Genomic DNA, 26,872 nt, shown 5'->3' on the forward strand with positions numbered 1-26,872 from the left:
TATCCAGCCGGTGGGGATGCGTGCGGTCTTGAGTTTCGAGCGAATGATCATGGCAGCAACCTCTGAATATTAGGGTAGGGCGCCAGCCAATTTCACTAGCGTATCCAGTTGATTTCGATTTTGATCTGCCTGGTAAGTCTGTGTGTCACCGGGCCGATCAGACACGCTTTATGCCAAAGGGCAGGCCTTGGGGCGATACCTTCAACGGACGCTCCAGCAATGAATCGGTATCACCGGGCGCTGACGGCTCGGCCTCGGACCAGGCCATTACGCCAAATCGTATTTCTCACGCACCAGATGAGCGATGCCCATGCGTTCCAACACGCTCATGGGGCACAGAAAAGTCACGCGCACCGTACCGGGCAGGCGGCTGATGTCGATGGAGCCGGTGATGGTCGCGCGATTAAGTATTTCGTCATACGGCAGGCCGGTGACATTAGCGGCGCGCTGCAGGCCGTTTTCCACAGCCAGGTTGAGATTTTCGCCGCTGCCTATGAAGGTGATCGGACCGCTCTGCTCGATTTCCTGCTGGCCCCAGTGCTCGCTCAGCGCACGGACATCAGCGCGCTGACGGGCATTCATCGGCCGCGCCATCGGCGGCAGATCATCGATGTTTTGCAGGAGGATCGGACCTTCCAGCGTCAGGTTCTTCACCACCTCCACCACCACTTCGGTTTCCCCGGAGCAATCGGTGGCATGCCCAGCAATTTCACCGTTGCCCTGCTGGGCGTGCATGTCGCCCATGTACACCCCGGCGCCCGGCACTTTCACCGGGCAGATCAGCACACAACCCTCGCGGACCGAGTTGGTGTCCATGTGGCCATCGGTCTTGGCCGCGTGCAGCTCTTCTCTTGTCATACCGAAACGGTGCGGGGCGCTGATCAGGTACTGGCCGAAATCCGCACAGTTATGGGAATCGGGCAAGTCTCGCGACGGCAGGGTGCCAATATTGCCGAGAAACGGCCGCATGTGCGCGGCGACACCAGGGATATCGGCGCGGGCTAGGGACAGGATCGAATGCTGGGCGGCGAATTCCGGCAGTGCTGACATTTCAGACGCCTTGCCGGCCAGTCGATTGGCGATGTCCTGATTGACCGTCAGGCTGACCTGATTCTGCGCATCGAACACGATAACGTAACCATGGCTGAAGCGGAACGCACTGACTTCGGCGCCGCAGTGGTTACAGCGAATCGAGTCTTCGCCGATGCCTTCGACATGGCTGGCTGGGTGTTCGGTGCCGCAATTGGCGCAGAACTTGGAAACGAACGGATCACCATTGTAGCGACCCTCGACGAACGACATGACCCCGGACGACGTGGCCAGGGAGGTGACGCGCATGGTTTTGATCTTGATCGCCACGGCATCGCCGATTTCAGCGCCGTCAATGGCCACCGGTTGCGTCACCTCATGGCCGCCCTCGAAGTCCGGGGTGATCATCGGTCCCCAGCAGCCCGGCGGAGTGCCGGTGATCAGGGTACCGCCATCAGCCAGCGGGCCGAGCATAGCCAGGCTCGGCCCGATGATTCCATGGGTGTATTGATCGACCCGTAGGCGGTCGACCGGCGTGACATTTAGGGTGGAATCAGGAACAGGCGTTGTCATTGTGGTCCCCTTGGGAATCAGGCGCGAACGGCTGCCGGCTGAGGCAGCCCGAGAAGGGTCAAACAGCCTGCATAGTTCAGCGCAGCTTTGTATCTACTTTGTGTTCGGGGAAGCTGGGAAATTACGGGGACTGTATCGGAGGGCTGCGTGGATACATTGCGATACACGCGACAGAAGATCTCGTCGCGTCGGGCCGCGGTACTTCTCTGCCAAACAAAACTTAATTCACGATCCTGCAACGGGAACACACACGGCTGCAGGAGCGAGCATGGTCGCTACAGGACTGCGGCTTGGCAGTGCCAGTCTTTGTATATTCAAGGAGTGCTGAACATGCTCGGAGCTTTTCTGCCCTTGGCCTCGCACCGGTAATAATCAAACGGGCGGTAATGCAGGCATCTAATTGGGAGCTTAATTATTTATGTTGCATTACCAGTGTGCAATTTCGCATGACTTTTTAACTATGCTCAAGCCGGCGCCATATCCTCTTTGAGCTTCTCATCTTCGGCCCTTTAATTGGTGTGTTGGGCCGCACGCATGAGCATGCGGCCGTGAGCGCTGCTCACCGTTTCGCTTCCTCCCCGGGTGTAGCCGAGCGGCTAAGGAACGCTCGAGTTATTTCGGGTAGGTGCTCCCTTAACCAGTCAGCCATGGCGATCTCTTCTTTCAAAATCGACCGGCAGGCTTCTGCGGTCAGCTCATCACCGGAGAAGTTAGCCGCTTCAATAAGCACGGTGTAAGAAGCGATCTCTAGATTTTCAAATACGTAACCGGACATCGCGCCCTTGACCACTTCATCGCTCATCGTCATGCCGCCCACAGCCTGTCCAAACGCCATAAGCTTTCCTGCCAGATCTTTCAGGGTTGAGGTGCTTCCTCCCAACCGTTCAATGCACTCAACTAGCAATCGCTGTTGCCCCTCGGTTTCGGCGATGTGTTGAACAATACGCCCGCGCAATTTTGGGTAATGCTCCAGCCGTTCCGCTTGTGCTTTAAGCATTTTTTCCGCTTGCTGTTCCATTGCATGGGCGTCGCGCAACCAATCAAGAAGGTTCTCGGTAGGCTGAGTCATGATAGTTCTCCGTTATGCCAGAGTAATTGAGAATTTCTGTCGCCAGCACGTGTTCAAGTGGCCTGACGAATGGTTTGGCGCGCAAACTATTTGGGTGGGCTTATTTGCGTAGCCGATCTGAACTTTCTCGCGTGTTCCGTTCGTTTTTGATTGCGCTTTGCACCCAATTCTTTCTTCAACACGCCTATCCACCAATAAGTATTTCAATATGTCGGGTGGACCAGACGGCGGGCCCCTTGGAATTAAGGGGAGGCGTGGGAGTACGTCGAAAATCCGTTGATGGTGGTGACGGCCCTGCTTCGGTAGAGCTGTCAGCTCCCGATCGCTCGGTACTTGAAGCCATGAAGCTGCGGACCGAGTCGCCGTCGGGGGGCTGAAAACCATAGCTCTAATGACCACGGACGTACGGCCCATGGAACCGTTGCGGATACGCCAATCGTCAATCGGGGTGAACGGATGCCACTGTGTCAGGCTCAACCCAGTAGATTCGCGTCTCACTCTATCTTTGCCGTGGGATCCTCAAGATGGCCAACTACCTGTACTTGATCAGCTACATCTTCGACAACCAACCGGACACCTGCGAGTTCCGCAGTCACCAGGAGGGCCTTACTCGCGAGGCTGCGCACGAGTATTTGCAGGGTTTGCATCGTAACGAAGCGTCATCGTTCACCGATGTGCAAGTTCAGCGTGTCGTGCATGACCACAAGCCCGGCACATCGCCAGGACACTACTAGCAACCCTGACGGGTTATCAGCATGAACGCGATCAGCGGACAGATAGACCAGGAAGAGCGCCGACTCGTTGCGATCAATAGGTGGTTTCTGCGTTACGACGACGTGGAGCAAAGACGTGATTGCCCCAGTACCCATCATGAAGAACTGCTGCGTCAAGCCGATGAGATGGACCGCCTTGGATTGGTGGACTGGCACGAATGGCGAGACCTGCGCAAGCTCGCAGACAGGGCCTTTCTCAAAGCCATTGCCGGTGCTGATTACTAGAGTGCAGCCATGCGCACCGGCTGCACCGACAGGAGACATGACTAGGGGCAGAAGATGTCACGGCTGCCAATAATCGAGGTGACGGCCTGTAGTTATAAGGTCGGCCCACATGCAGTGCAACTGAATGACGACAAGAATGCCCGGGCAGTAGCCACTGCTGCCAATGGATTACCGTTGATTTTGCCGATGTTTCCAGAGTTGCTGAACATCGCAGACATGATCGATGGACTGGATGGGCTGTTCTTCACCGGCTCGCCGTCCAATATCGAGCCTCACCATTACGATGGCCCCCGAGCCCGCCTGGTACAAAAAAAGATGCTGCTCGTGATCACCTCACACTACCGCTTTGGCGTGCGGCAATAAAAGAAGGGCTGCCAGTGCTAGGCGTGTGCCGGGGTTTTCAGGAGATGAATGTGGCGTTCGGCGGGACGCTCGTCCAGCAGCTCCATCAACCTGGGGTAGAGCATGAGCCCCCAAGCAACGAACCTATTGAAGACCAGTACGCGCCTGCTCACAGGCTCACGGTACGATCAGGTGGGGTGTTACATGGGTTGGGGTTTCCCGAGGTGATCGAAGTCAACTCGGTACATGGGCAAGGTATAGAACGGGTCGGTGAAGGTTTGCGTATTGAGGCTGTGGCAATGGATGGCCTCGTCGAAGCGTTGTCGGTGGAAGACAGTCGCTCATTCGCCCTTGGGGTGCAGTGGCATCCGGAGTGGCAGGTGATGTTCTATCCGCAATATCGCGCGATTTTCGAGGCGTTTGGAGCCGCTTGCCGAGCTCGAGCTGCGCAACGGCTCAGGTAGTCTCCATCTGATCGGTCTTTAATCTGGACGGGCATCTTGCAATGCCAGCAACGCTGGGAGGAGATCTTCTACTGGGGGCTTCAGCATCTGCCTCTGCCCCCCACTTTCATCAGACTGCAGCATTTGGCCGACTAAGGGACGGTTAGCGCGCCAGCGCAACCCATGCCGCGGCAATCAAGAGTTATCCGCCCGTCGGAGGGGGACACGGATATGCAAAACCATTGATGATTGCGTTCGTCAGAACAGTTGTAGAGTTGGTTCGACTCTCCACATCAGGTCTTCGGCCCGCCTCGCTGCGGGCCTTTTTTTCGGCTTCAGAAGGCCACAGCCTGGCGGCTCGCGGCACGTCAACCAACGGGCGGCATCGAAGCCGATCAATGCCCACCCTGGCTTTGGTAGAACTCCTGGCCCCGCTAGTGATACTTACGCATGGCCTCAATGGCTTGTTTGGTGAGCGGTTCTGTCACCTCTCTGCACGAGTACATCACCAGATGTTTTTGGCAACGGCCCAGAAGAGCACGAAGCGCATGCACGGTGACATTGTCCTCTAGAGGCTGTCAGGGTCGCCGAAGAACATCTGTATCCGCGACCGTAACCACCGCTCCGCCGGGTCGTTGTCCTGCGCTCCGCGCCAGGCCATGTGCAGTTCGAAGGTACGCACATCCAATGGCAGGTCTTCGGCGCGCAGGCCGCCGGCGGCGGTGAGGGTTTCTGCTGCATAGTCCGGTACCGTGGCGATGATGTCGGTGCCGGCGAGCAGGGTGCCGAGGCCGTTGAACTGCGGCACGGCCAGCACCACATGACGCTTGCGACCGATTTCCTCGAGGGTTTCGTCGATGAAGCCGGAGAGGTCGCCGGCGAACGAGACCAGCGCATGCGGACGGGCGCAGAAGTCGTCGAGGGTGATGTTGCCCGGTACGCTGTCGGCGCGCAGCAGTTTCGGCTTGCTGCGCCGCAGCACCTTACGCTTGGCGTTGGCCGGGAGGTCGGCGGTATAGCTCACACCCACCGAAATCTCCCCAGAGGCGAGCAGCGTCGGCATCAGCAAATAGTTGACCCGCCGTACCACCAGGACGATGCCCGGCGCTTCGGCGCGGATGCGCTTGAGCAACTGCGGCAGCAAGGCGAACTCGGCGTCGTCCGACAGACCGATGCGAAATACCGAGGTGCTGGTGGCTGGGTCGAAGTCAGCGGCGCGGCTGACGGCGGTGGAGATCGAATCCAGGGCCGGTGAGAGCAGGGCGAAGATCTCGTGGGCGCGAGCCGAGGGCTCCATGCTGCGCCCGGTACGGACGAACAGTGGATCGTCGAACAGGTTGCGCAGACGTGACAGTGCCGCACTGATCGCCGGCTGGCCGAGAAACAGTTTTTCGGCTGCACGGGTTACGCTGCGCTCATGCATGAGCGTCTCGAACACGATCAGCAGGTTGAGGTCTACGCGGCGCAGGTCGTTACGATTCATCGGTGCGTTTCGCCTTGCTCAGGTGGGTCGGGGTGAATATTAAGGCCAAAGGCTGTTACCCTGCACGGGTTTACGGGTGCCAATGCAGCGATTTGCCCGTAGCCCAATCAATGACAGGCATGTCGACTATTAACGGCCACTGATGGTCTAACGTGCAAAGCCCGGATAAAGTCCGTGGTAATACGAGGTTCACAAAGGCGAGGTATGCGATGTCCCGCATGATCCGTTTCCACAAGTTCGGCCCGGCCGATGTGCTCCGTTGCGAGGAGCAGGCCGAGCCGTCTCCCGCAGCGGGCGAGGTGCAAGTGCGCGTCGAGGCCATCGGCCTGAGCTGGTATGACGTGCTCTGGCGCCAGAACCTGGCACCGTCGCAGGCGCGCCTGCCGGCAGGGATCGGTCACGAAATGGCCGGGGTGGTCACGCAGGTCGGGGAGGGTGTCGACGATATCGTCGTGGGCGACCGTGTCGCCAGTTTCCCGGCGACCAGCCCCAATGAGCATCCGGTCTATGGGGATGTGATCGTGCTCCCCCGCACGGCCATTACCCGCTATCCCGAGCACCTCACCCCGGTCGAGGCCAGTGTGCATTACACACCGCTGCTGATCGCCTACTTCGCCTACGTCGACCTGGCGCGGGCCAAGGCTGGGCAGACGGCGCTGGTTACCGATGCCAGCCATTGCGCAGGGCCCGCCTTCGTGCAGTTGGGCAAGGCCTTGGGCCTGAAGGTGTTCGCCGCCACCAAGGAGCCGGAGCAGCGTGAATACCTGCTGGGCCTGGGGGCTGACAAGGTGATCGTCACCGAGGAGCAGGACCTGCTGATGCAGATCGGCAAATACACCGATGGCCGCGGTGTGGACATGGTCCTGGACGGCATGGGTGGGCCGCAGATGTCGCTGCTCGGCGATGTGCTTGCGCCGCGTGGCAGCCTGGTGCTGTACGGCCTGCAGGGTGGTAACCAGACGCCATTCCCGGCTTGTGCGGCATTCCAGAAGAACATCCAGTTCTACGTGCACTGCATTGGCAACTTCACCGGCAAGCCGGAGCTGGGTATTGCCCAGGACCAGGTCGCGCTGCAGCGGGCGTTGCGAGACATCAACCAGTTCACCGCCGACAAGCTGCTGACGCCGCAGATCATCAAGGTCTACCCGTTCGAGCAGGTTGTCGAGGCCCATCGCCTGATGGATGAATGCCCATGTGGTGGGCGGATTGTGCTGGACATGGGATCTGCGTGATTCCAGCGCGTCGAGTTGCTTAAAAAACCGGGCTTAGGCCCGGTTTTTTTCTGATATTTCCTACAAAAAATTAATAACTATCCGACGTAATAACACTGCCGCGGCAACGACGGTTAATTGCCACTGCGGTCATGATTCCATGCTTGGGTTTTTCTTTATTGTCTGTAGATCAATGCTGCTCTACTGAATGGTTTTTTTACCAGGATCTGTATCTTTTATTCAGTCGACAACCCTCGATAATGGCGCTGTGATACTTGGCGCGGCTCGGCGGAGTCAAGTACGTGGCCACTGCTGGTGAGGCACAGGGCGCATGCAGGGGCATGGCAAATGCCTTTGCTTCCAATGAATGCCGGCCTGTTGCTGCTTAGAAATCTCCTAACGGTTTGTGGGAAAGTTCTTTGAAGTGAATCGCGACTTGTTTCTTACGTCGGTTAATGCCGGCTTTCTTTGTGCTCAAGGAATGGAGTGGACTATATGAGTAATATCCATGAGCAGGCCATGCACTACATATATCAGCAAGTACTGGATCGTCTGCTGGAGCATATGTCCCAGGCGCAACGGGCCTGCGTGCAATTGCTGATCCAGCGTCTGCTGGTGGCGGCAGGTGGTGTGGAGTACATCGGGGACTTCCGCGTGCTGGTCATACACGGGCATGACCGATGTAACACACGCCTGCTGGCATTTTTACGTGCTGCGCAACTGAGCATTGCGCTGCGAGCGCCCGATACCTTTCGCCTGCAAGTAGTGGTCGCGTGCCAGCCCGCACCGGGGGCAGCAGTGCTTCGCAGCCTGGAGAGCACCTTCAATGCACTGTTCCTGCAGGATGACCCCCGTGTGGAGTTACTGCTGGCTGGCGGCCAACAACTGCAGCCTTTCAGCCGCCACGCCGCGATAGTTGCCGGCACACCGCTGGAGCGCGAGGCGCTGCTGACGTTCGGTCATATTGCTACCGGGCGCCCAGAATCCTTGCTAGGCAGCCGTTTGTACCTTGAACTGGCCGAGACGCTGCGCTGCGTCCTGTCCCAAGGGACGCTCCCAAGCGCGCTGGTCACGGCGATCCCGGTGCGGCAGCGGCGTCGGTACCTGGCGTGGAGTCGCACGCTCATGCGCCTGACCGGCGAGCGCGGAAGCCATGCCATGCACCAGTGCGCCGCGGTGTTGTGCGAAACGCTGGGGCGCCTGCGAACGCTGGCTGCCAAGCCGACGGAGCATGTCGAGGCAAGAGTCCCGTCATGCCAGAGCGAGGCAACCTTGCGAGTGATCGCGGTCGATGATCTGATCAACGACAGTCGAGCGGACGACACGTTGTTTCACATGCTGGGTATCGAGTTGCCTGTGTCGGCTTGTGAAGAGCCGCTGGCTGCGTTTTTCGACCCGATGTACCTGACACACCTGCAGCGGCTGCGTGATCAATGGCAGTTGGACAAGTGCGACGCCGTCCGCTCGGGGGAGGGCAGGCACCTGTTTCAGGAGGCCTTTGCGATCGACGACAACCAGTTGACCTGCCTGTTGTACGCCCCGTTCGCCGAGCAGGGCCGTGGATTGCCGGCATTCCTGCAGCGTTGTCACCCGGCCATGCGTGTCGCACTGCCTTATCTGCACCGCGCGCTTCAGGGGCAACCCTGCCCGGAAGCCGTGGTCCATTGGCTGATTGGCACCAGCGGGCTGAGCCTGGCGCAGTTGCGGGTCATTTATTCGGGTGAGCTCCCGCAGACGGCATCTCGCCTGATGGCAAAGCTGACACGGCGCGATGTGCGGCTGCGATTGCTGGGGCGCCTCTCGCCCCGGGCCGAGATGGCGCAGGTCGCCAGTTGATGGGGCGTTCCGTGCGGCGCGAGTTCGCCTATCAAACGGTCTATCGCTACCTCGAAACGCTGATCAGCCATGCCTGCGAGGGAGGGGACCCGCGCTTGCCATCGCTGCGTGACCTGGCCCGGCGCCTGCGGGTTTCCCTGGCCACGGTGCAGTATGCCTACAGCCTGTTGGAGCGCGAGGGACGGGTACATTCGGTGCCCAAGTCCGGATATTTTGCACTGGTGCCAGCCGATGGGGGCGCCAGTGCGCCGAGGGCAATTGCGAGATCTGGCCAGTGCGCACCGTTCATTCTCCCGCCATTGTCATGTGAGGCGCTCGAGCCGCTGTTGCTGGCGCATGAGCGGCGTCTGGCGCGTCAATCCGCGACGACGCAGACCGGCAACGCGCTGTTGCGCAGTGCGCTGGCGGCCCGCCATACCCGTTCTTCCAGGCAGTTCTGGCGGGCTGAGGACGTGCATCTGGCGACGGATGTCCAGGCGCTGCTGCAGACATTGCTGCTTGCGTTGGACTTGCAGGGCGGCGCGGTGCTGGTGGCGACGCCCTGTTGCTGGCAGCAGTTGCAGGTCTTGCAACAGCTGGGAATACGGGTTATCGAGTGGCCGTTGGATAACCAGGGGGGGCTGGACCTGGGTACCTTGGCGCAGCTGTTCAAGCGTGAAACCGTGCGCTTGCTGCTCATGCCGTCGTGTCTGGCGACACCTCCCGGACGCCTGATGTCGCTGGAGGAACAGCGTGAAGTGGCGCGTCTGCTCGCGGGATATCCGACATGGCTGCTGGAGAATGACCTGGATAGCGAGCAGTGTTTTGCCGCGCCACCTGCGACACGCCTGCGCGACTGGGTCGATCCGCACTGGCTGCTGGTCATGGGTTCGCTGGAAGGAATGATCGGTGCCGAAGCGCCCTATGCCTATGTGCTGAGTCGGCATCCAGCAGTGTGTGAGGCTTTCGTGCGCCGCAGCTTTGTGTTGCCCCCTCGGCGCCAACAGGCTGTGGCCTGTCTGCTGACCCGAGGTGATGTGGACAGTCATCTGCAGCAAATGCGCGACCGGCTGCAGTTGCGCATGGCGATTTTATGCCATGCCGTCGAACAGCATCTGGGCAGCCTGTTGGCATTCAGCGTGCCTGAAGGCGGACGTGTGCTCTGGTGTCGCCTGGACTTGGCAGTGGATGTGCGTCAGTTGTTGGAGGCCTCGAGTACCCCGGCGCTGCTGGCGGCGCCTGGAAATCTGTTCAGTTTGCAAGAGAGTTACGGTCGCCACCTGCTGCTGGCCTGGCAGGGGGACGATGCAGGCGAGCTGGAGGATGCACTCGGGGAACTCGGGCAGCGGTTGCAGTGCTTGCGTGCCAACGCAAAGGACAGGTCGGACTGACCGTCGATCCGGCGCGCTTGCCAGGCGGCTGTATCTGTATGTATAACCAGTGCTCATGCCAGCCTGCGACGCCATGCCGTGATTGCCCATTCCGTCGAAGATCCGCTCTATTACCTGCATAACTTCCGCCAGGTGCTGAGGTGGGTCGAACACCGATACGCCGATATCCTTGACCCGCACGAGCAAGACTTTCTTCGAGTCTTCAGCGGGCTAGCCCAGCCGACGCAGGCACTGCTGGTGCGCATGGTCATGCGCAAAGGCGAGCTGTTTCGCGGCGACCGGCTTGAGTATGCCGAGATCGGCGACACGGACGCGGCCTTGCAGCCTTTGCTCACCCTGGGATGGGTCTGCCCGAGGCCGGTACTGGGTCTGGAACAGCTGTTCGCCTTGTTGCGCCGGGACGAACTGCTCACCTGTTTTGCCGATCACCTGGCCCATCCTCGCGCGACCAAGACCCAGTTGCTGGCCACGCTGCTGCCATTGGATCTGCCGGGCAGGCCTCTTTCTGCCTGGTTCGCGCAGGCGCCGGTGCAGATCCTGCAATGGCGCCTGCAACCCCTGTGCGACCGCCTGCGCCTGTTGTTCTTTGGCAATCTTTATCAGGATTGGTCGGAGTTCGTACTGGCCGATCTGGGCGTGCTGCGCTACGAGCAGGTGAACTTCAGTGCGGATTCACGCGCCTTGCGCCAGCGCGATGAGGTCGATCTGGCGATGGCCTTGCATGCTTGCGCCGAGCGTCTGGAGCAGGGAGAGGCGCCGAGTACGTTGCTGCAGGCACTGGAACGGGTCGACAGCACCAATCCCTGGCTGGCCCGGCGTCGTGCACGTCTGCTGTTTGCAATTGGCCAGCGCTGCGAGCGGCTTGGGCAGTGGGACCTGGCCTTGAGCGTCTACGATGGGCTCGACCATCCCGAGGCGCGCATTCGTCAGGTGCGCGTGCTCGAGCGCAGCGAGCAGTGGCAGAGGGCGCAGGCACTGGCGTCACACATGGCCCAGACCGTGGCCAATCCTCTCGAGAGCCAGGCGTTGGCGCGCATGCTGCCGCGCCTTGCACGCAAGCTCGGAGGGCCGCCCCGACGCCGCCCGTCGCCTGCCGCGCAAACGCTCATCGAACTGGAGTTGCCCGTGGAAATGGCCGAACGGGGTGTGGAGGAGGCGGTGCGCTTGCACTTGGCGCACGCTGACGGGGAGGTCCACTATGTCGAGAATACCTTGTTCAACAGCCTGTTCGGCCTCTTGTGCTGGGAGGCGATTTTCGCGCCACTGCCCGGCGCTTTCTTTCACCCTTATCAGGCGGCGCCGCAGGATTTGCACGACAGTGATTTCCTGACGCGCCGCGCCGCGCTGTTCGAAACCTGTCTGGGGCGGCTCGACGATGGCAGCTACCGACAGGCGATACGCGAATGTTTTGCCGCCAAGCACGGCCTGCAGTCACCGTTCGTGTTCTGGCAGGTACTGAATGAGGTGCTGCTCGAACAGGCCTTGGCCTGCATTCCTGCCGAGCATCTGAAGCGGTGTTTCCAGCGCCTGCTGCAGGATATTCGCAACAACCGCGCAGGCATGCCCGACCTCGTCCAGTTCTGGCCGGGGCAAGGGCGCTACCGCATGATCGAGGTCAAGGGGCCGGGTGATCGCCTGCAGGATAACCAGTTGCGCTGGCTGGACTTCTGCCGTGAGCACGGCATGCCGGTCGCGGTATGTCATGTGCGGTGGTGCGAGGTTGCGCCGTGAGTCTGAGTGTGGCGGTGCGCGCGCTGTGTGAGTTTGCTGCCAAGGTCGGCGACCTGGACTTGCGCTTTACGCCGTCGCCCACTGCCCAGCAGGGCATCGATGGCCATCGGCGGGTCGTTGCCCGGCGCGGGGCTGGCTACGAGGCGGAGGTGTCGCTGGAGGGCGAGTACCAGGGATTGCGGGTGCGGGGGCGAGCCGATGGCTATGATCCGCTGCGCAATCGTGTGGAAGAGATCAAGACTCACCGTGGCAGTCTCGACCGTCAGCCGGACAACCACCGGCAATTGCACTGGGCGCAGGCCCGGGTCTACGCCTGGCTATTGTGCCAGTCGCGTGGGCTGGAGCGGATCGAGGTCACGCTGGTGTACCTGGATGTCGACAGCGACCGGCAGACCTTGTTCAGCGAGCCGCATCATGCCGCACAGTTGCAGCAGTTCTTCGAGGCCTTGTGCCAGCGCTTTCTTGGCTGGGCACAGGCCCAGGCCGCACGGCTGCGCCTGCGGGACAACGACCTGCAGGGGCTGGCGTTCCCTTACCCACAGTTTCGCCAGGGCCAGCGCCAACTGGCAGAGACCCTGTACAAGGCGGTGGCCACCGGCCGCTGCCTGATGGCCCAGGCCAGCACCGGTATTGGCAAAACGCTCGGCACCCTGTTCCCGCTGCTCAAGGCCATGGCCCCGCAGCAACTGGACAAGCTGTTCTTCCTTACCGCCAAGACACCAGGCCGGGCATTGGCGCTCGATGCACTGCGTCAGATCACCGACACCACCGCACAGCCCAGCCTGCGAGCGCTGGAGTTGATCGCTCGGGACAAAGCCTGCGAATACCCGGGCAGTGCCTGTCATGGCGAGTCCTGCCCGCTGGCCAAGGGGTTCTACGATCGGCTGCCAGCGGCTCGCGAAGCGGCCTCTCAGGTGGTGTTGCTCGACCGGGCCGGGTTGCGCGAGGTCGCGCTGGCACACCAGGTCTGCCCGTACTACCTGGGGCAGGAGATGGCACGCTGGGTCGATCTGGTGGTCGCTGACTACAACTATTACTTCGACGCCCATGCGCTGCTGTTCGGCCTCACCCAGCTCAACCAGTGGCGGGTTGCCGTGTTGGTGGACGAGGCGCATAACCTGGTGGAGCGCGGGCGCGCCATGTACAGCGCCAGCCTCGACCAGGGACAGCTGCTGGCCTTGCGCAAGACCAAACCGGCGGGCTTGAGCGGTGCACTGGAGCGCCTCAATCGCCAGTGGAATGCGCTGTACAAGGCTCAGGTGGCGCCGTACCAGGCGAGTGAGCAACTGCCCGAGGCGTTCCTGCGGGCGTTGCAACAATGCATCGGCCTGATTCAGGAGGGCATGGAGCAGGCGCCTGCGCACATCGAGCCGCAGGTCCTGCAGTTCTACTTCCAGGCTCTGCAGTTCAGCCGTGTGGCCGAGCTGTTCGATGAGCATTTCCTGTTCGATATCAGCCTGCGCAACGGCCCGCGCAGCCGTCGTCTGGCGACGCTGACGCTACGTAATGTGGTGCCCGCGCGCCTGCTCGGCCCACGCATGGCTGCGGCGCGCAGTCTCACGCTGTTTTCGGCGACGCTGGGGCCACGACGGTTCTACGCCGACTTGCTGGGCATGCCGGCAGATACCGCCTGGCTGGACGTGGCCGCGCCATTTCGTGCCGAGCAGCTGCAGGTGCGTATCGTCAGTGAGATCTCGACCCGTTTTCAGCAGCGCAATGCGTCCCTGGCACCGATTGTCGGGCTGATCGGCGAGCAGTACCAGCGTCAGCCGGGCAACTACCTGGCGTTCTTCAGCAGCTTCGAATATCTGGAGCAGGTAATGGCCCTGTTTGCCGATCGCTATCCTGAAGTGCCGTACTGGCGTCAGGCGCCGGGCATGGACGAGGCCGCACGCGAGGGATTCCTGGCGCGTTTCGTGGCGAATGGGCGAGGGATAGGCTTCGCCGTGCTGGGTGGGGCCTTCGCTGAAGGGGTGGACCTGCCAGGCACCCGCCTGATTGGTGCTTTTGTCGCCACCCTGGGGTTGCCTCAGGTCAATCCGGTCAACGAACAGTTCAAGCAACGTCTGGCCCGGCAGTTTGGCAGCGGGTTCGACTACGCGTACCTGTACCCTGGCGTGCGCAAGGTAATCCAGGCGGCCGGTCGGGTCATTCGCGGCGACCAGGACCGTGGCGTGCTGTTCCTGATCGATGAGCGTTTCAATGAGCCGCGGGTACAACAGATGTTTCCCATCTGGTGGCAGACCGCTATCAACTGAACCAGCCCCATCGCGCGCCGTTGCAACTCCCAGTACACTGCGCGTTCCAACATCTACATCCGTTGAACTCGAGGTTTTGCATGACGCTCAGTCCTTTGGCAGGCAAGCCGGCTCCGGCCAGCGTGCTGGTCGATATTCCCCGCCTGTTGACCGCCTACTACACCGGTCGCCCGGACGCTACGGTCGCGTCGCAGCGCGTGGCCTTCGGCACTTCCGGACATCGAGGCACCTCGTTTGAGTTGAGCTTCAACGAGCATCATGTGCTGGCGATCACCCAGGCGATCTGCCTGTACCGCCAGGAGAAGGGCATCGATGGCCCGCTGTTCATCGGGGCTGACACCCATGCCTTGTCGGCGCCGGCCACGGCCAGCGCGCTGGAAGTCCTGGCGGCCAATGGCGTGCAGGTGCGGTTGTCCAAGGACGACGAGTACACCCCGACCCCGGCGGTGTCCCATGCGATCCTGTGCTACAACCGCGGGCGTCAACAGGGCCTGGCCGACGGCATCGTCATCACCCCCTCGCACAACCCGCCCCAGAGCGGTGGTTTCAAATACAATCCGCCCAATGGTGGCCCGGCCGACAGCGATGTGACCAAGTGGGTCGAAGCCAAGGCCAACGAACTGCTGGCCGCAGGCCTTGAGGGTGTCAAGCGCATCGAATACGCTCAGGCTCTGCAGGCGGCCACCACCCAGCGTCATGACTATGTGAGCAGCTACGTGGCAGACCTGGAAAACGTCATCGATTTCGAGGTCATCCGCAACGCCAATCTGCGCCTGGGTGTCGATCCGCTGGGTGGTGCGGGCGTGCGCTATTGGTCGGCGATTGCCGAGCGATACCAGTTGAACCTTGAAGTGGTCAACACCGAGGTCGACCCGACCTTCCGGTTCATGACCGTCGACTGGGACGGGCAGATTCGCATGGACCCTTCGTCGCCATACGCCATGCAGGGCCTGATCGGCCTGCGCGAGCGTTTCGACGTGGCCTTTGCCTGCGATCCGGACCATGACCGCCACGGTATCGTCACCAGTGACGGCCTGCTGCAGCCGAACAACTACCTCGCCGTGGCCATCGATTACCTGTTCCGCCATCGCCCGCAGTGGCGCAACGACGCCGCTGTCGGCAAGACCGTGGTCAGCAGCGGCATGATCGACCGGGTTACCGAGCGGCTAGGGCGCAAGCTCCATGAAGTGCCGGTGGGCTTCAAGTTCTTCGCCCAGGGCTTGTTCGAGGGCTCGCTCGGTTTTGGTGGGGAGGAGAGTGCGGGTGCTTCGTTCCTGCGTCTGGACGGGAGCGTCTGGGCGACCGACAAGGATGGCCTGATTCCCGCCTTGCTGGCGGCCGAGATGACTGCACGCACAGGACGCAATCCGAGCCAGGCCTACGCCGATCTCACCGCCGCCCTAGGCAAGCCCTACGCCACCCGGGTCGAGGCCAAGGCCGATGCGCGGCAGAAAGCGCTGCTGAGCAAGCTGGCACCCGAGCAGGTGAAGTCCACCGAGCTTGCCGGCGAGCCGATCCAGCAGATCCTCAGCCACGCACCGGGCAACGGCCAGGCCATCGGCGGGCTGAAAGTGATGACCGCCAATGGCTGGTTTGCCGCGCGTCCTTCGGGTACCGAGGACATCTACAAGATCTACGCCGAAAGCTTCATTGACGAGGCGCATCTGCAGCGCTTGGTGCAAGAGGCCCAGGCACTGGTGGATGCGGCGATCAGCTGATTGCCTACGCGCATGCCGAACCGTACTTTTTGCGGGCCAGCCCGCGAAAAGCGCGGTTCGGTCATCTGCCTCAGGCCACGTCCACCAGCACGATCTCGCTGTCCTCGAGCGCCGTGACGCGCAGCACTTCTTCACCCTCCACGGCAACCCCATCCCGGGCTTTGGCGCGCACGCCATTGGCCTCGATCACGCCTTTGGCTGGAACCAGATACCCACGTCGTCCGGCATCGAAGCGGTACTCGGCGCTCTCGCCGGCGCGCAGGGTCGCGGCCACCAGCCGGGCGTCGGCGCGGATGCGCAGGGCATCCTGATCCTCGACACGGCCACTGGCCAGGGTCACGAAGCCTTCGCCGCGGTCACCTTTAGGGAAGGGTCGAGTGCCCCAGGACGGCGCCTCTCCGACCTTGTCCGGCACGATCCAGATCTGGAAGATGCGGGTGTCGACCTTCTCCAGGTTGTACTCGCTGTGCACGATACCCGTGCCCGCACTCATCACTTGTACGTCACCGACTTCGGTGCGGCCTTTGTTACCCAGATTGTCCTGGTGGCTGATTGCACCTTCGCGCACGTAGGTGATGATCTCCATGTCCCGGTGCGGATGCGGCGGGAAGCCACTGCCGGCGGCGATCAGATCGTCGTTCCATACGCGCAAGTTGCCCCAGTGCATACGTTCGGTGTCGTAGTACTCGGCAAAGGAAAAGTGATGATGGGCGTCCAGCCAGCCGTGGTTGGCATGGCCGAGGCTTTCGAAGGGGCGCAGTTGCAGCATGATCAGGGTCCTCGGTAGGTGGGAATGGGCTCATGATGCCTTTTTCAAGTATCGAAAATAAGCGTAAATATCGACTTGTTTTTATCTGATAAATCGATGTTTTTCGTTGCGGTACTTTCTGCGTTTCATCGCCTAATCCTATGATCTGCAAGCATTAGCTGGCACTTTTCAGCCGTCCGGTGGAACATGCTCCACTGATTCGACTAGCAATGGAGTGACCGTGTCTCTCGAGCAGCCCCCGGCGCCACCGGACCTGACCCCGCCCGCGCAATTACCCTGGTTGCGCCGCCTGGCCGCACGCCTGCTTGGGCGAGGATTGAGCCGTTTGCAGGCGCAGCACCGCGACTCATGGTTCCTCGGCCACGCCACCGGCCAACGCAGCGGGCACGCCGATGGCCTGCGTGACGGCTACGAACGTGGGCGTGCCGAAGGGTACGAGGCCGGGCGGCAGGTCCTGGTGATCCGCGACAGCCGCCCTGACAGCGCTGCAGTGCCAGGCCAGGATGACAAGCTGTTCGACGACTGGCGCCTGCCGCTGACAGCAGAGCTGAAGAAACGCTTCAAGGCCGATGTCGCCCAGCGCCTGCCTGCCGACGCCCAGCCCAGCGCCGCACAATGGAAGCTGATCTTCAGCGACACGCCATCTACCTGCGTGGTGGCGGGTGCCGGTGCCGGCAAGTCCACTTCGCTGGTGCTGCGTATCCTGCTGCTGCGCCACTACCTGGGCTTCGAGCTGGACGCCATGACCGTGGTCACCTTCACGCGTGAGTCGCGCAAGGACTTCATCAAGCGGCTGGTGCAGGTCTTCGCCATCTGGCAGATCGACCTGCCGCCGGCCCGTGCTCGTGACCTGGTTCGCACCTTCCATTCGCGCATCCTGCCGCTGGTGCGCAGCTTGCCGGGGTTCTCCCAACTGCGCGCATTCGAGACACTGGGCAACGATCTACCGGCTGGCAGCGAAGCCGAGAGCGAAGGTAATCCTTTCGACCTGCGCCTGAACGATGCCCAGCGCCAGCAGCTCAATCTGTGTTATCGCGACCTGCTGCGTGACAGCCCACGCTTTGCCGAACTGGTCGCGACGATGCGCCGCGAGGCCCTGCAGCTCAAGCCCCTCGATCCGGATCATCCCGATGTGCAGAAGCGCGTGCAGGTGACTCAACTGGCTGCCCAGCGCGACGAAGAACTGTGCGACGTGATCGAAGACCTGTGGTTCGCTGCGGGCGCCTGGCCGATCAAGGGCATCGAGCCCTGTCGGGAAACCGTGCAGATCCGTGGCCAGCGTTTCCATGTGCACGGGCGTCTCGAAGGGCTCGATGCCTGGGTAGTGCTGGGCTTCGATCCGTCGGAAAGCGCCCAGTATCAGCGTGCCAACGCCAAGCTGTCGGTGCGTGCCGAGTGGGCTGTAAAGCGCACGTTGTTTCAAGCTTTCTGTGATAAGCCATTGATTTGGCTTGATAACTATACTTCGGCAAAACGTCTCGCCGCGTCGCTGGCGGGTGATGCGGTGGCGGGGCCTGGGTTCGAGTTCAAGGTCAAGGGCGAACTGGCCCCTGCGCCGTTGCTCGATGCCTTCGTCGGTGCGGCGAGCTTCATCGAGAACCTGGGGCTTGAGGTGGGGAGCGCCGTGGCTCGCATGAGCTTTGCGCCAGGCGACAGCGATGCGCCGTTTTTCGAAGCGCTGGCCCTGTACTGGAAGGCATTGGAAACTCACCTGCTTGGGCAGTCGCCGCCAGTGATGACCTATAACCGCATGTTCGCCCTGTTCGGCGAGAACAACCCCGAGAACCTGCAACTGCTGCCAGACCGGCTGCTACGCCCGCTGGCGCACTTGATGATCGACGAGTTCCAGGATGTTTCGCCACAGATCGTCAGCTGGTTGCGCGCTACATTGGGCGAGATCCGCAGGCGTGGCCCAGGCATGCATGCCGGGCGCAACGCGGGGCATTCGTCGTTGATGTGCGTGGGTGATGACTGGCAGTCGATCTATGGCTGGCGCGGCAGTTCACCGAAGTACTTCATGGAGTTTGGCAAGACCTTCCCATCACCGGCCAATACCCGGGTGATGCTGGTCGAGAACTACCGGAGCCAGCAGCACATCATCGATGCGGCCGAACACCTTGTGCGCGGTACAACGGCGATCAACGGCAAGAAAGCCAGGGCCTGCGGTGGCGCTGCCGCGCTGCCACTGTCGCCAGTCAAGGTGTTCGAGCGCGACGAAGCCGCTCTCGGGCAGACCCTGATCGAGCATTACCAACGGGGCGAAACGGTGATGATGCTGTTTCGAAGAAGTAGCGATAAGTCATTGATTTCAAATCATATAGACGCGGTTGTAAGGGCTGATTCGAGCCTGCCGCCTGAGCAGCGTCGTCTGCGTCAGCTCACCTATCACAGCGCCAAGGGCCTGCAGGCCGATGCCGTGTTCATGCTTGGAGATTGTCAGTACCTGACCAGTTCACCCTACAAGAACCAGGTGTATCGCATGGCTGGGTTAGGGCGTACCGGGGATGCACAGCCGTTCGACAGCGCGCAGAAAGACGAAGCGCAGCGCCTGGCCTACGTCGGGGTGACGCGGGCGATCAGGCACTGCTATTGGCATGTGGAAGCTGTCAGCGGCGAGGCGGCGGCGCTGCATCGTGCGTCCAGCCAGGTACAGGGCCGGCAAGCCTTCTTCGAGGACTTGCGCGGCCAGTGAGGGTGGAGAGTGTCAGTGGGTTTCGACCTCACGGGTCAGGCTGTCGAACAGGCCGCGCTCGACGCTGGCCTGCTCATCGCGCAGCGCGTTGTATGCCGCTGCAGCCTGTGCATCGGTGAGCACCAGCGGCTGCAGCTCAGCGTTGCTGCTGGGCAACTCCTGGCCGATCGCGTTCTCCAACGCTTTCTTGACCGAGGCCGACAAGGATGTAATGGGCTGGAGCTCCACGGTCTCACCATCCAACTGTGCTGCGAAGTCCCGGCAATACTGCAGGTATTCAAGGCCGGGTCGCCAGAACTCGGTGACCGCCTCGAACTGTGAGGCATTGGCACGCCGGAGACTGAGCTGCCAAGTCGGCTGCTCGACGATCCATTCGCGGACCTGTTTCGGGTCTTGGTCCAGGCGCGTCACTTCCTTGGTTACATTGGTCTCTATCTTGCGCGACAGTTGGGCGGTCGGCCTGTAGAGCATGTTATCGCTCGGCTCTGGGTAGTCCAGATCGTCAGCGAGTGTCTGACGCAGTGCAAGGCGGATCTCTATGTCGTCGACCGGCCCGTCTAACAACACCTGATCCGGAACAGCGGCCGGATCGTCCAAGTCATCGAGTGCAGGGATGTCTTCGCCGTTACCCTCCAGTACCCGCTGCAGGGCGGCTTTGCGCAGGCTGCGGGCAAGGGCAATGCGATCAGCCAGGTTGTTGACCTGCTCACGACGGTAGCGCTGGCGTAGCAAGGTCCATTTGTCTTTGAGACTGAAGTCGCCTTGGTTGATCTTCTGCAAGCTGACCTCCGTCTCCAGTGCGCTGAACGCATCGGTGCCGGCGTCACCGCAACTGGTGGGGTACTGCTCAGCGACATCGTTGAGCTTCTCGCGAAGTTCAGTACTTTCACCAGCCGCTTCAAGCAATGCCCAAACCCGCCTGCGTATGGCGACGGGTTGTTGCTGACTGTCCGCCGACTCACGCAACAAGCCCAACTTGTCCAGCAGCGCCTGGTTTTCGCCTGCTCCGAACAGATCCGCCCAGAGGAGACGTTGCGCTGGCGTGGCGTCGGTCTGCATGAATGCTTCTGTCGGGCTCATTACACCTTCGTGCTCGTGGACAACGAGCTGGATACGCGCAAGCCCGGAGCGGGCCTCTCGTTCCAGCGCGTTGTAGTTGAAGCTCCAGCGCAGGCCCACCTGGCGCGCCCTGATGCCCTGGGCGAAAGGCGTGACGAGGATGTTGTCGAGGTCGGGCAGGGTGCTGATGCGGTTTCTCGACAGGTCGAGCTCGCGCAACTGGTACTGTCTTTGACTCATCAGGGTCGTCAACCCTTGTGGCCATTGCTCCAGGTTGCAACGGGACAAGTTCAGGTGCGACAGCCGAGCCATATAGCCAACATCAGGTGCCACGCCAAGAGGGTTGCCTCGCAGGTTCAAGTGCCGTACGTCGACCATCTGCCGGAAACGCCCGGCACTGGTAGCATCGAGAGTGATGTGATTGTTGTTCAGGTTGAGGGTTTCAAGGCGGCGGGCGGCGAGAAAGTCGATATCTGCGGCACTCAGGGAGAGTGAGTTGTACCCAAGGTCCAGATCACGCAGATAAGGCATGGCGGCCAGGGTTTCCTGCATCTGCATGCTTAGCCCGGTCAGCCCATTGTCGACGAGTACCAGCCTGCGAAGGTTTGGAGCCGCTCGCAGGGCCAGTGTCAGGGAGGGTTCGCCTATCTGCGGGTTGCCGAGTATCTCCAGTCTTTCCAAAGCTGGGAAGCAGTCAAGCAGGTCGGGTTGCAGTGCCGTCAACCCCAGCCGATTGAGCCTTAATGTACGGACATTCGGGAAGCGCGCCGAGATCCTGGGCAGTGTAGAGACCTCATCACCCAGTGCGATGAGCTCCAGTTCGCGTGCCTGCGTATTTCGCCAAGCGGCCATCAGGTCCCAGCCTATGCTGCCGGTATCTATGCCGGCCTCCCATGAAGCTTGCGTCCATTGGTCAATATCCCTGTTGAGCGTGCGCCACTCGTGTTCGAGACGAGCAATGTTGTCGCGCAGTACGCGGCCTTCGCCCAGGGTCGCTATCAGCTCATTGATCCGTGCGTCGGTGGACCCGGGGTACAGTACGCGGAGTCTTGCCCGCGGACCTGGCACGCCACGGCCACTGAGCGGATAGCCCAGCCGACCGTCACTCAGGCGCAGGGGAGAGCGGAAGCCAGGCCTGACCGGTTGCTGGCCGATCAGTTGGCGTGCCTTGTTACGGTCGGCTGTGGCGAGCTCGAACAGCGCGGCATCTACCTTTGGTGGTTGTGTCTGCAGGCCGTCGCGCAGGATCGCGGTATCCGTGGTCGCCAGGTCGGTCTGTTTCAAACCGAGGATGGCCCGATCCAGACGGATGCTGGCTTGCAGCAGGCGCGCTTCCTCGGCGACGCGCAGAGGGATGCGTCCATCATGGCTGTTCATCCTCACACGCTCCTGGGGGCTGGCACTTTCGACGATCTCATCCACCGCCACCTCGGGCAGGCCGGGGAACTGCTGCGACAGGCGTTCGGTCGCCAGTGAAGTGTGTTCGACCTTGGCCGCGCGCAGGCTGGCAAAGATCGACTGGCGGTCAGCTTCGAGCTGGTTGGCGAGGCGCTCCTGCAAGACCACTACCTGGGACGTCTGTTCAGCTCCGACTGGTGCAAGGTGCGAGGCCTGTTCGGCATCCATCTGAGCCAGCACGACGCTTGCTAGCTCGCCATTCTCCAGCTCCTCCCTGCTGAGCTGCACCACATGATCGTCGGGCCTGCTGGCCCTGGGGTAGGTGATGGATTCGCCTGCACGCTCGTTCCCTGCGAACACTTCCAGAACGTGATCGCTTGGCCATTCTGGCAGTTGGGTCAGGGCATTGAGAGCAAAATTCTTGTGCGCGGGGAAGCGCGTTCCTTCGCGAACGCTGCGTGTCAGGCCGGAGATTTCCTCGGATGTGCGCAGACGCTCGAAGGCGTCCAGTAATTGTGCAGGCGTACGAGTATTTTCCATCAATTGGCGACGTAGCGCGTCTGCGCCCAATCCGGTGCTGAGCAGCGCGCTGTTGCGTTGCTCTACGCTGAGGCTGCGTGCCACCGAACCCTGGCGCTCGAGCAGGGTGTCGCTGTCCCATGCCAGGGGATTTTCGTGCGCCACGCGCCAGGCCCCGGCGTCATTGTGAACGAGCAGAGGGCTGTAGGCGTGCGGGTTGCTTGGGTGGCGTACGCGCCACTGGCCGTCCATGTCCTGGAACTGCTCGTAGAGATCTTCGCCCAGGCGTACATAGGTCTTGTCCTGGTAGACATATTGACCCCGTGCGTTGGGTTCGAGCTCGGACGGGAGTTGAAGGTCACTGGCGTATCCCCCCATGTTCGGGCTCCACAGCCGTTCCTGGCCATTGACGTGAATGCTTTGCATCGAATCGACGAAGTGCGATTGCAGTACCGCGCCACCTGCCACCGTGCCAACCAGCAGGCCGGTATTGATCGCCAGCGACTTCAAGTGCGCGATGGCTTGGGCATTGTCGTTTTCTTCCCAGGCGTGGAGCGCGTCGAATACCGATTCCATCATCTGCGCGCCGACCACCAGGGACATGACGGGGTTGAGCCCTGGTATATAGGCGGCGGCGATGTTGAGGATGTCCATCCCGATGACAGCCCAGAACTCGAGGCGCTCCAGACGGGCTTGGGCATCGACGTCGGCGGTCGGCACTGCGATCGAGCGGGCATCGGCCTTCATCCGTTTGACATGGCGTCTCTCCAGCTCACTCCACGGACTAGACGGCAGGTCCGTAAGGCTGGTGTCCAGGTTGACGGTGGTCCGCGCGATCAGCGCCGCATCGTTCGCTGTCGGGTTGCTGTACAGCGCATTGCGCAGCCGCGTGCTGAGTGCAGGTTGCACGGCGTGTGCGGTGTACCCGATGAATGTCTGGCGTACATTTGCATCGAGCAAGCGTGTGCGCAGGTGGATATGACATTCGGCCATTGATTTGAATTCTCTCAGCGTTTCGCTGCTGTTCCCCGGAAGGTAGAGCACCACGCATCTGGCCTTGGGGGTCACAATCGAAATCAGCATGAGTTCGTACAGCTCAAAACCGAAAACACTGAGCGACTGGCATTTGACCTCGTGTGTCTTGCTCCCGTCCGTGGGCAAATCGGCGCAGAGCTCGTGCAGGGCGGTGTATGTCGTCTGGCTGATGTCGCCTTTGAGGTAGGCGATACGAGCTTGCACCCTCAGCTCGTCCCGGCGCGCAAGCATTGAATCTTGCCTGATCTGCTCGGCATTGCTGCCGTCATAGATCGAGGCCAGGTGCGCCTGGTACTGCTGACCCAGATCCAGACGCCGCGTCAGGACGATGAAGTCCGTCAGGTTGTGGATCAGGAACTCTCGATTATCACCCTTGAAATGCCGCAGGCCGGCGAATCGGGGTCTGTCTTGCTCGCTCTTGAAGTTGTGCAGTGCAGCAGCCAGCACGGAGCGATAAACAGGAGTGCCTGTAGGGGTGTAAACCGTTTCCGTCTGGCCGGGTTTTGGTAGTTCGACCTTGGCAGCTTGCGTGTAGTACTGCATGACATCGACCGAATGCTCCTCGCCATCGGGCGTGCGCTCATTGCTGAAGTACTGTTGCAGTAATGGCCGACAGAAATCGCTGATGCCCTTTAGCTCCGAAAGGCTGGCTTGCAGGGCGCGCACGCTCTTGGCGCGCTGGTCGAGTGCATTGCGCAGGGCCGCCTGATCTTCGGGGAGTGCCGAGGCGTACCAGTCATACGCGTGACCGCTGGGGTAGAGGTGGGGGCTGCGCTGTGTGTCCAGCAGCGCACTGAAGTGCTGCGGATGCAGGTCCTTGCTCCAGTTCGGCAAGGTGCGCAGGATCTGTTGTTCATGCTGGTAGGGAAGGCTGCTCATGGAATGCTCCGTTCGTGGGGAGCGTCCATTGGACGGGCCAGGAGGGCGCGCGCGCCTGTAGATGGCTAGCACCTGATCGTGAATTGTCCTCTCTGCGAGGGATCGGTTATGGTGCTGCGATGCCCTTTCGAAGCGACGACCAGGAGCTGCCCCCATGCGTCCCTTTGCCATTCGTCATATCGATCATCTGGTGCTGCGCGTGCGCGATCTTCAGCGCAGTGTCGCCTTTTACCGTGACGTGCTTGGCTGCCGGGTGAGCAAGGAGCGGCCGGACTTGGGCATGATCCATCTGGCCACCGGTACCGCGATGATCGATCTGGTGAGCCTGGACGGTGAGCTGGGACGCCCGGGCGGTGCTGCGGCAGGCGAGAGCGGGCGTAACCTGCATCACTTCTGCCTGCGTATCGAACCGTTCGACGAGCAGGCGTTGACCCGCTACCTGCAAGCCGCCGGGGTTGCGGTCGATGCCGCCGAAGTGCGATACGGCGCCGAGGGCGAGGGCCTGTCGCTTTACTGTTATGACCCCGATGGCAACCAGGTCGAGCTGAAAGGGCCTGTTGGCGAGCAGGCTACCCGTCCCTAGCGTCATCAAGGGCGCAGTGGATATCCGCGTAATCCCGATTATGCTTCAACGTACCTTGCTGCGATTCTGGGCAGCCCGCCCTGTCGTGCTTCGCGCAACCGTAGTCCTGCTTAGACCCGGGGCCAGGGTGCGATGCTGTTTTTCTGAGGTACTCCGGCCTGACAAGAACAAGACGGAGGCAACCCATGGCGGCAATCGACAGCACATCGACGGGCAGTGCGCCCCAACGCGGCATCAGTCGGGAGGAGCGCAAGGTCATCTTCGCCTCGTCCCTGGGCACCGTGTTCGAGTGGTACGACTTCTACCTTTACGGCTCGCTGGCGGCGATCATCGCCAAGCACTTCTTCGCCGGCGTCAACGAAACCACCTCGTTCATCTTCGCCTTGCTGGCGTTTGCCGCAGGCTTTGCCGTGCGGCCGTTCGGGGCCGTCGTGTTCGGCCGACTCGGCGACATGATCGGGCGCAAGCACACCTTCCTCATCACCATCATCATCATGGGCCTGTCCACTGCCGTGGTCGGCATATTGCCCAGCTACGCCAGCATCGGCGTGGCGGCGCCGATCATTCTCATCTCGCTGCGGCTGTTGCAAGGCTTGGCGCTGGGCGGCGAGTACGGTGGCGCAGCGACCTACGTGGCCGAGCACGCACCGCCCGGCAAGCGTGGCTTTTTCACGTCGTGGATCCAGACCACCGCCACCTTGGGCCTGTTCCTGTCGCTGCTGGTGATCCTGACCTGCCGCACGGTGATGGGTACCGAAGCGTTCGAAGCCTGGGGCTGGCGGATTCCGTTCCTGATCTCGATCCTGCTGCTGGTGATTTCGGTGTACATCCGCATGCAGCTCAACGAGTCGCCGGTGTTCCTGAAGATGAAGGCTGAGGGCAAGGCATCCAAGGCGCCGCTGACCGAATCCTTCGCGCGTTGGGATAACCTCAAGGTGGTGATCATGTCGCTGCTCGGCGGTACTGCCGGGCAGGCCGTGGTGTGGTACACCGGGCAGTTCTACGCGCTGTTCTTCCTGTTGCAGACCCTGAAGATCGACCCCCAGACCGCCAACTTGCTGATTGCAGGTTCGCTGTTGATCGGCACGCCGTTCTTCATCCTGTTCGGCAGCCTGTCCGATCGCATCGGGCGCAAGAAGATCATCATGGCGGGCTGCATCATTGCCGCGCTCACCTATTTCCCGATCTTCAAGGGCCTGACCGAGTACGGCAACCCGGACGTGTTCGTCGCCCAGGAGCAGAATCCCGTCGTGGTGGTGGCCGACCCGGCGCAGTGCTCGTTCCAGTTCGATCCGGTGGGCAAGGCCAAATTTACCAGTTCCTGCGATATCGCCAAGAGCCTGCTGGCCAAGCGCGCCATTCCCTATGAAAACGAACGTGCACAGCCCGGCAGTGTGGCGCAGGTGCGTATCGGTGAACGGGTCATTGCAAGCTTCGAGGGCACAGGGTTGGCGGCGGCCGAGCTCAAGGCCCAGGGCGATGCGTTCACCGCGACCCTGACCGGCGCGCTGAAGGAGGCCGGCTACCCCGAAAAGGCTGACCCGGCGAAGATCCACTACCCGATGGTGTTGCTGCTGCTGACGCTTCTGGTGATCTACGTGACCATGGTCTACGGCCCCATCGCTGCCTGGTTGGTGGAGCTGTTCCCGGCGCGTATCCGCTACACCTCGATGTCGCTGCCTTACCACATCGGTAATGGCTGGTTCGGCGGTTTCCTGCCGACGGTGGCCTTTGCCATGGTGGCGGCCACGGGGGATATCTACTACGGGTTGTGGTACCCGATCGTCATCGCGGTGATGACCGCGGTTCTGGGTATCTTCTTCCTGCCTGAGACCAAGGACCGGGATATCAACCACGCCTGAAGAAACGGCCACTCC

Annotated in this window: 16 protein-coding genes and 1 pseudogene; 12 read left to right on the forward strand and 5 right to left on the reverse strand. The window is 61.4% G+C overall.

Annotation, left to right across the window (positions count from 1 at the left end; translation table 11 throughout):
- Window positions 1-267 precede the first annotated feature (267 nt).
- The gene (locus ACTYOL_RS11705; protein WP_197889719.1) at window positions 268-1,602 is read right to left on the reverse strand and encodes an acetamidase/formamidase family protein; all 1,335 of its coding nucleotides are present in this window, start codon (window positions 1,600-1,602) and stop codon (window positions 268-270) included.
- 559 nt (window positions 1,603-2,161) lie between these two features.
- Window positions 2,162-2,671 (reverse strand): ferritin-like domain-containing protein, encoded by a 510-nt coding sequence (locus tag ACTYOL_RS11710; RefSeq protein WP_200602557.1) that lies wholly within the window; start codon window positions 2,669-2,671, stop codon window positions 2,162-2,164.
- Window positions 2,672-3,195: 524 nt separating this feature from the next.
- Here ACTYOL_RS11710 and ACTYOL_RS11715 point away from each other — a divergent pair.
- The 3 genes and pseudogenes from ACTYOL_RS11715 to ACTYOL_RS11725 all read left to right on the forward strand — a co-directional run bounded on the left by ACTYOL_RS11715 (window position 3,196) and on the right by ACTYOL_RS11725 (window position 4,475).
- Complete coding sequence (locus ACTYOL_RS11715; protein WP_197889595.1) at window positions 3,196-3,405, forward strand: hypothetical protein; 210 nt, start codon at window positions 3,196-3,198, stop codon at window positions 3,403-3,405.
- Between the two features lie 21 nt (window positions 3,406-3,426).
- Window positions 3,427-3,669, forward strand: a complete 243-nt coding sequence (locus ACTYOL_RS11720; protein ID WP_112898119.1) for a hypothetical protein — start codon at window positions 3,427-3,429, stop codon at window positions 3,667-3,669.
- A gap of 54 nt (window positions 3,670-3,723) precedes the next feature.
- Window positions 3,724-4,475, forward strand: a pseudogene (locus ACTYOL_RS11725) (gamma-glutamyl-gamma-aminobutyrate hydrolase family protein).
- A gap of 547 nt (window positions 4,476-5,022) precedes the next feature.
- On the opposite strand, the gene ACTYOL_RS11730 reads toward ACTYOL_RS11725, so the two are convergent.
- Window positions 5,023-5,937 carry a LysR family transcriptional regulator gene (locus ACTYOL_RS11730; RefSeq protein WP_054893748.1) on the reverse strand — a complete coding sequence of 305 codons (915 nt, stop codon included), beginning with the start codon at window positions 5,935-5,937 and terminating at the stop codon, window positions 5,023-5,025.
- A 209-nt stretch (window positions 5,938-6,146) separates the two neighbouring features.
- Between ACTYOL_RS11730 and ACTYOL_RS11735 the strand changes: the two genes are divergently transcribed.
- From ACTYOL_RS11735 to pgm, 6 genes are all read left to right on the forward strand, one after another.
- A complete protein-coding gene (locus ACTYOL_RS11735) occupies window positions 6,147-7,169 on the forward strand; it encodes a zinc-dependent alcohol dehydrogenase family protein (protein WP_063544696.1) in 1,023 nt (340 codons plus the stop codon).
- A 474-nt stretch (window positions 7,170-7,643) separates the two neighbouring features.
- Window positions 7,644-8,984, forward strand: a complete 1,341-nt coding sequence (locus ACTYOL_RS11740; RefSeq protein WP_197889597.1) for a hypothetical protein — start codon at window positions 7,644-7,646, stop codon at window positions 8,982-8,984.
- Window positions 8,984-10,354: an aminotransferase class I/II-fold pyridoxal phosphate-dependent enzyme gene (locus tag ACTYOL_RS11745; protein ID WP_197889598.1), complete on the forward strand. Its 1,371-nt coding sequence runs from the start codon at window positions 8,984-8,986 to the stop codon at window positions 10,352-10,354. Before ACTYOL_RS11740 ends, ACTYOL_RS11745 begins: the two co-directional genes overlap by 1 nt.
- 78 nt (window positions 10,355-10,432) lie before the next feature.
- On the forward strand, window positions 10,433-12,085 hold the full coding sequence (locus tag ACTYOL_RS11750; protein WP_197889599.1) for a VRR-NUC domain-containing protein: 1,653 nt from the start codon (window positions 10,433-10,435) through the stop codon (window positions 12,083-12,085).
- Window positions 12,082-14,343 (forward strand): ATP-dependent DNA helicase, encoded by a 2,262-nt coding sequence (locus ACTYOL_RS11755; protein WP_444757967.1) that lies wholly within the window; start codon window positions 12,082-12,084, stop codon window positions 14,341-14,343. The genes ACTYOL_RS11750 and ACTYOL_RS11755 overlap by 4 nt, the downstream gene beginning before the upstream one ends.
- 80 nt (window positions 14,344-14,423) lie before the next feature.
- Window positions 14,424-16,061 (forward strand): phosphoglucomutase (alpha-D-glucose-1,6-bisphosphate-dependent), encoded by a 1,638-nt coding sequence (gene pgm, locus ACTYOL_RS11760; protein ID WP_153774660.1) that lies wholly within the window; start codon window positions 14,424-14,426, stop codon window positions 16,059-16,061.
- Window positions 16,062-16,131: 70 nt separating this feature from the next.
- Here pgm and ACTYOL_RS11765 read toward each other — a convergent pair whose 3' ends face one another.
- The gene (locus ACTYOL_RS11765) at window positions 16,132-16,830 is read right to left on the reverse strand and encodes a pirin family protein (protein WP_153774659.1); all 699 of its coding nucleotides are present in this window, start codon (window positions 16,828-16,830) and stop codon (window positions 16,132-16,134) included.
- A 220-nt stretch (window positions 16,831-17,050) separates the two neighbouring features.
- On the opposite strand from ACTYOL_RS11765, the gene ACTYOL_RS11770 reads away from it, so the two are divergent.
- Complete coding sequence (locus ACTYOL_RS11770) at window positions 17,051-19,522, forward strand: UvrD-helicase domain-containing protein (RefSeq protein ID WP_444757968.1); 2,472 nt, start codon at window positions 17,051-17,053, stop codon at window positions 19,520-19,522.
- A gap of 12 nt (window positions 19,523-19,534) precedes the next feature.
- On the opposite strand, the gene ACTYOL_RS11775 is transcribed toward ACTYOL_RS11770, so the two are convergent.
- Window positions 19,535-24,412: an NEL-type E3 ubiquitin ligase domain-containing protein gene (locus tag ACTYOL_RS11775; RefSeq protein WP_444757969.1), complete on the reverse strand. Its 4,878-nt coding sequence runs from the start codon at window positions 24,410-24,412 to the stop codon at window positions 19,535-19,537.
- 154 nt (window positions 24,413-24,566) lie between these two features.
- Here ACTYOL_RS11775 and ACTYOL_RS11780 point away from each other — a divergent pair, with 154 nt between their 5' ends.
- Both ACTYOL_RS11780 and ACTYOL_RS11785 read left to right on the forward strand, forming a co-directional pair.
- Window positions 24,567-24,995 (forward strand): VOC family protein, encoded by a 429-nt coding sequence (locus ACTYOL_RS11780; protein ID WP_054893758.1) that lies wholly within the window; start codon window positions 24,567-24,569, stop codon window positions 24,993-24,995.
- A 185-nt stretch (window positions 24,996-25,180) separates the two neighbouring features.
- The gene (locus ACTYOL_RS11785; RefSeq protein WP_197889603.1) at window positions 25,181-26,857 is read left to right on the forward strand and encodes an MFS transporter; all 1,677 of its coding nucleotides are present in this window, start codon (window positions 25,181-25,183) and stop codon (window positions 26,855-26,857) included.
- Window positions 26,858-26,872: the final 15 nt, after the last annotated feature.

This window comes from Pseudomonas sp. A014 (genome assembly GCF_052378495.1).
Taxonomy (GTDB): Bacteria; Pseudomonadota; Gammaproteobacteria; order Pseudomonadales; family Pseudomonadaceae; genus Aquipseudomonas; species Aquipseudomonas machongensis.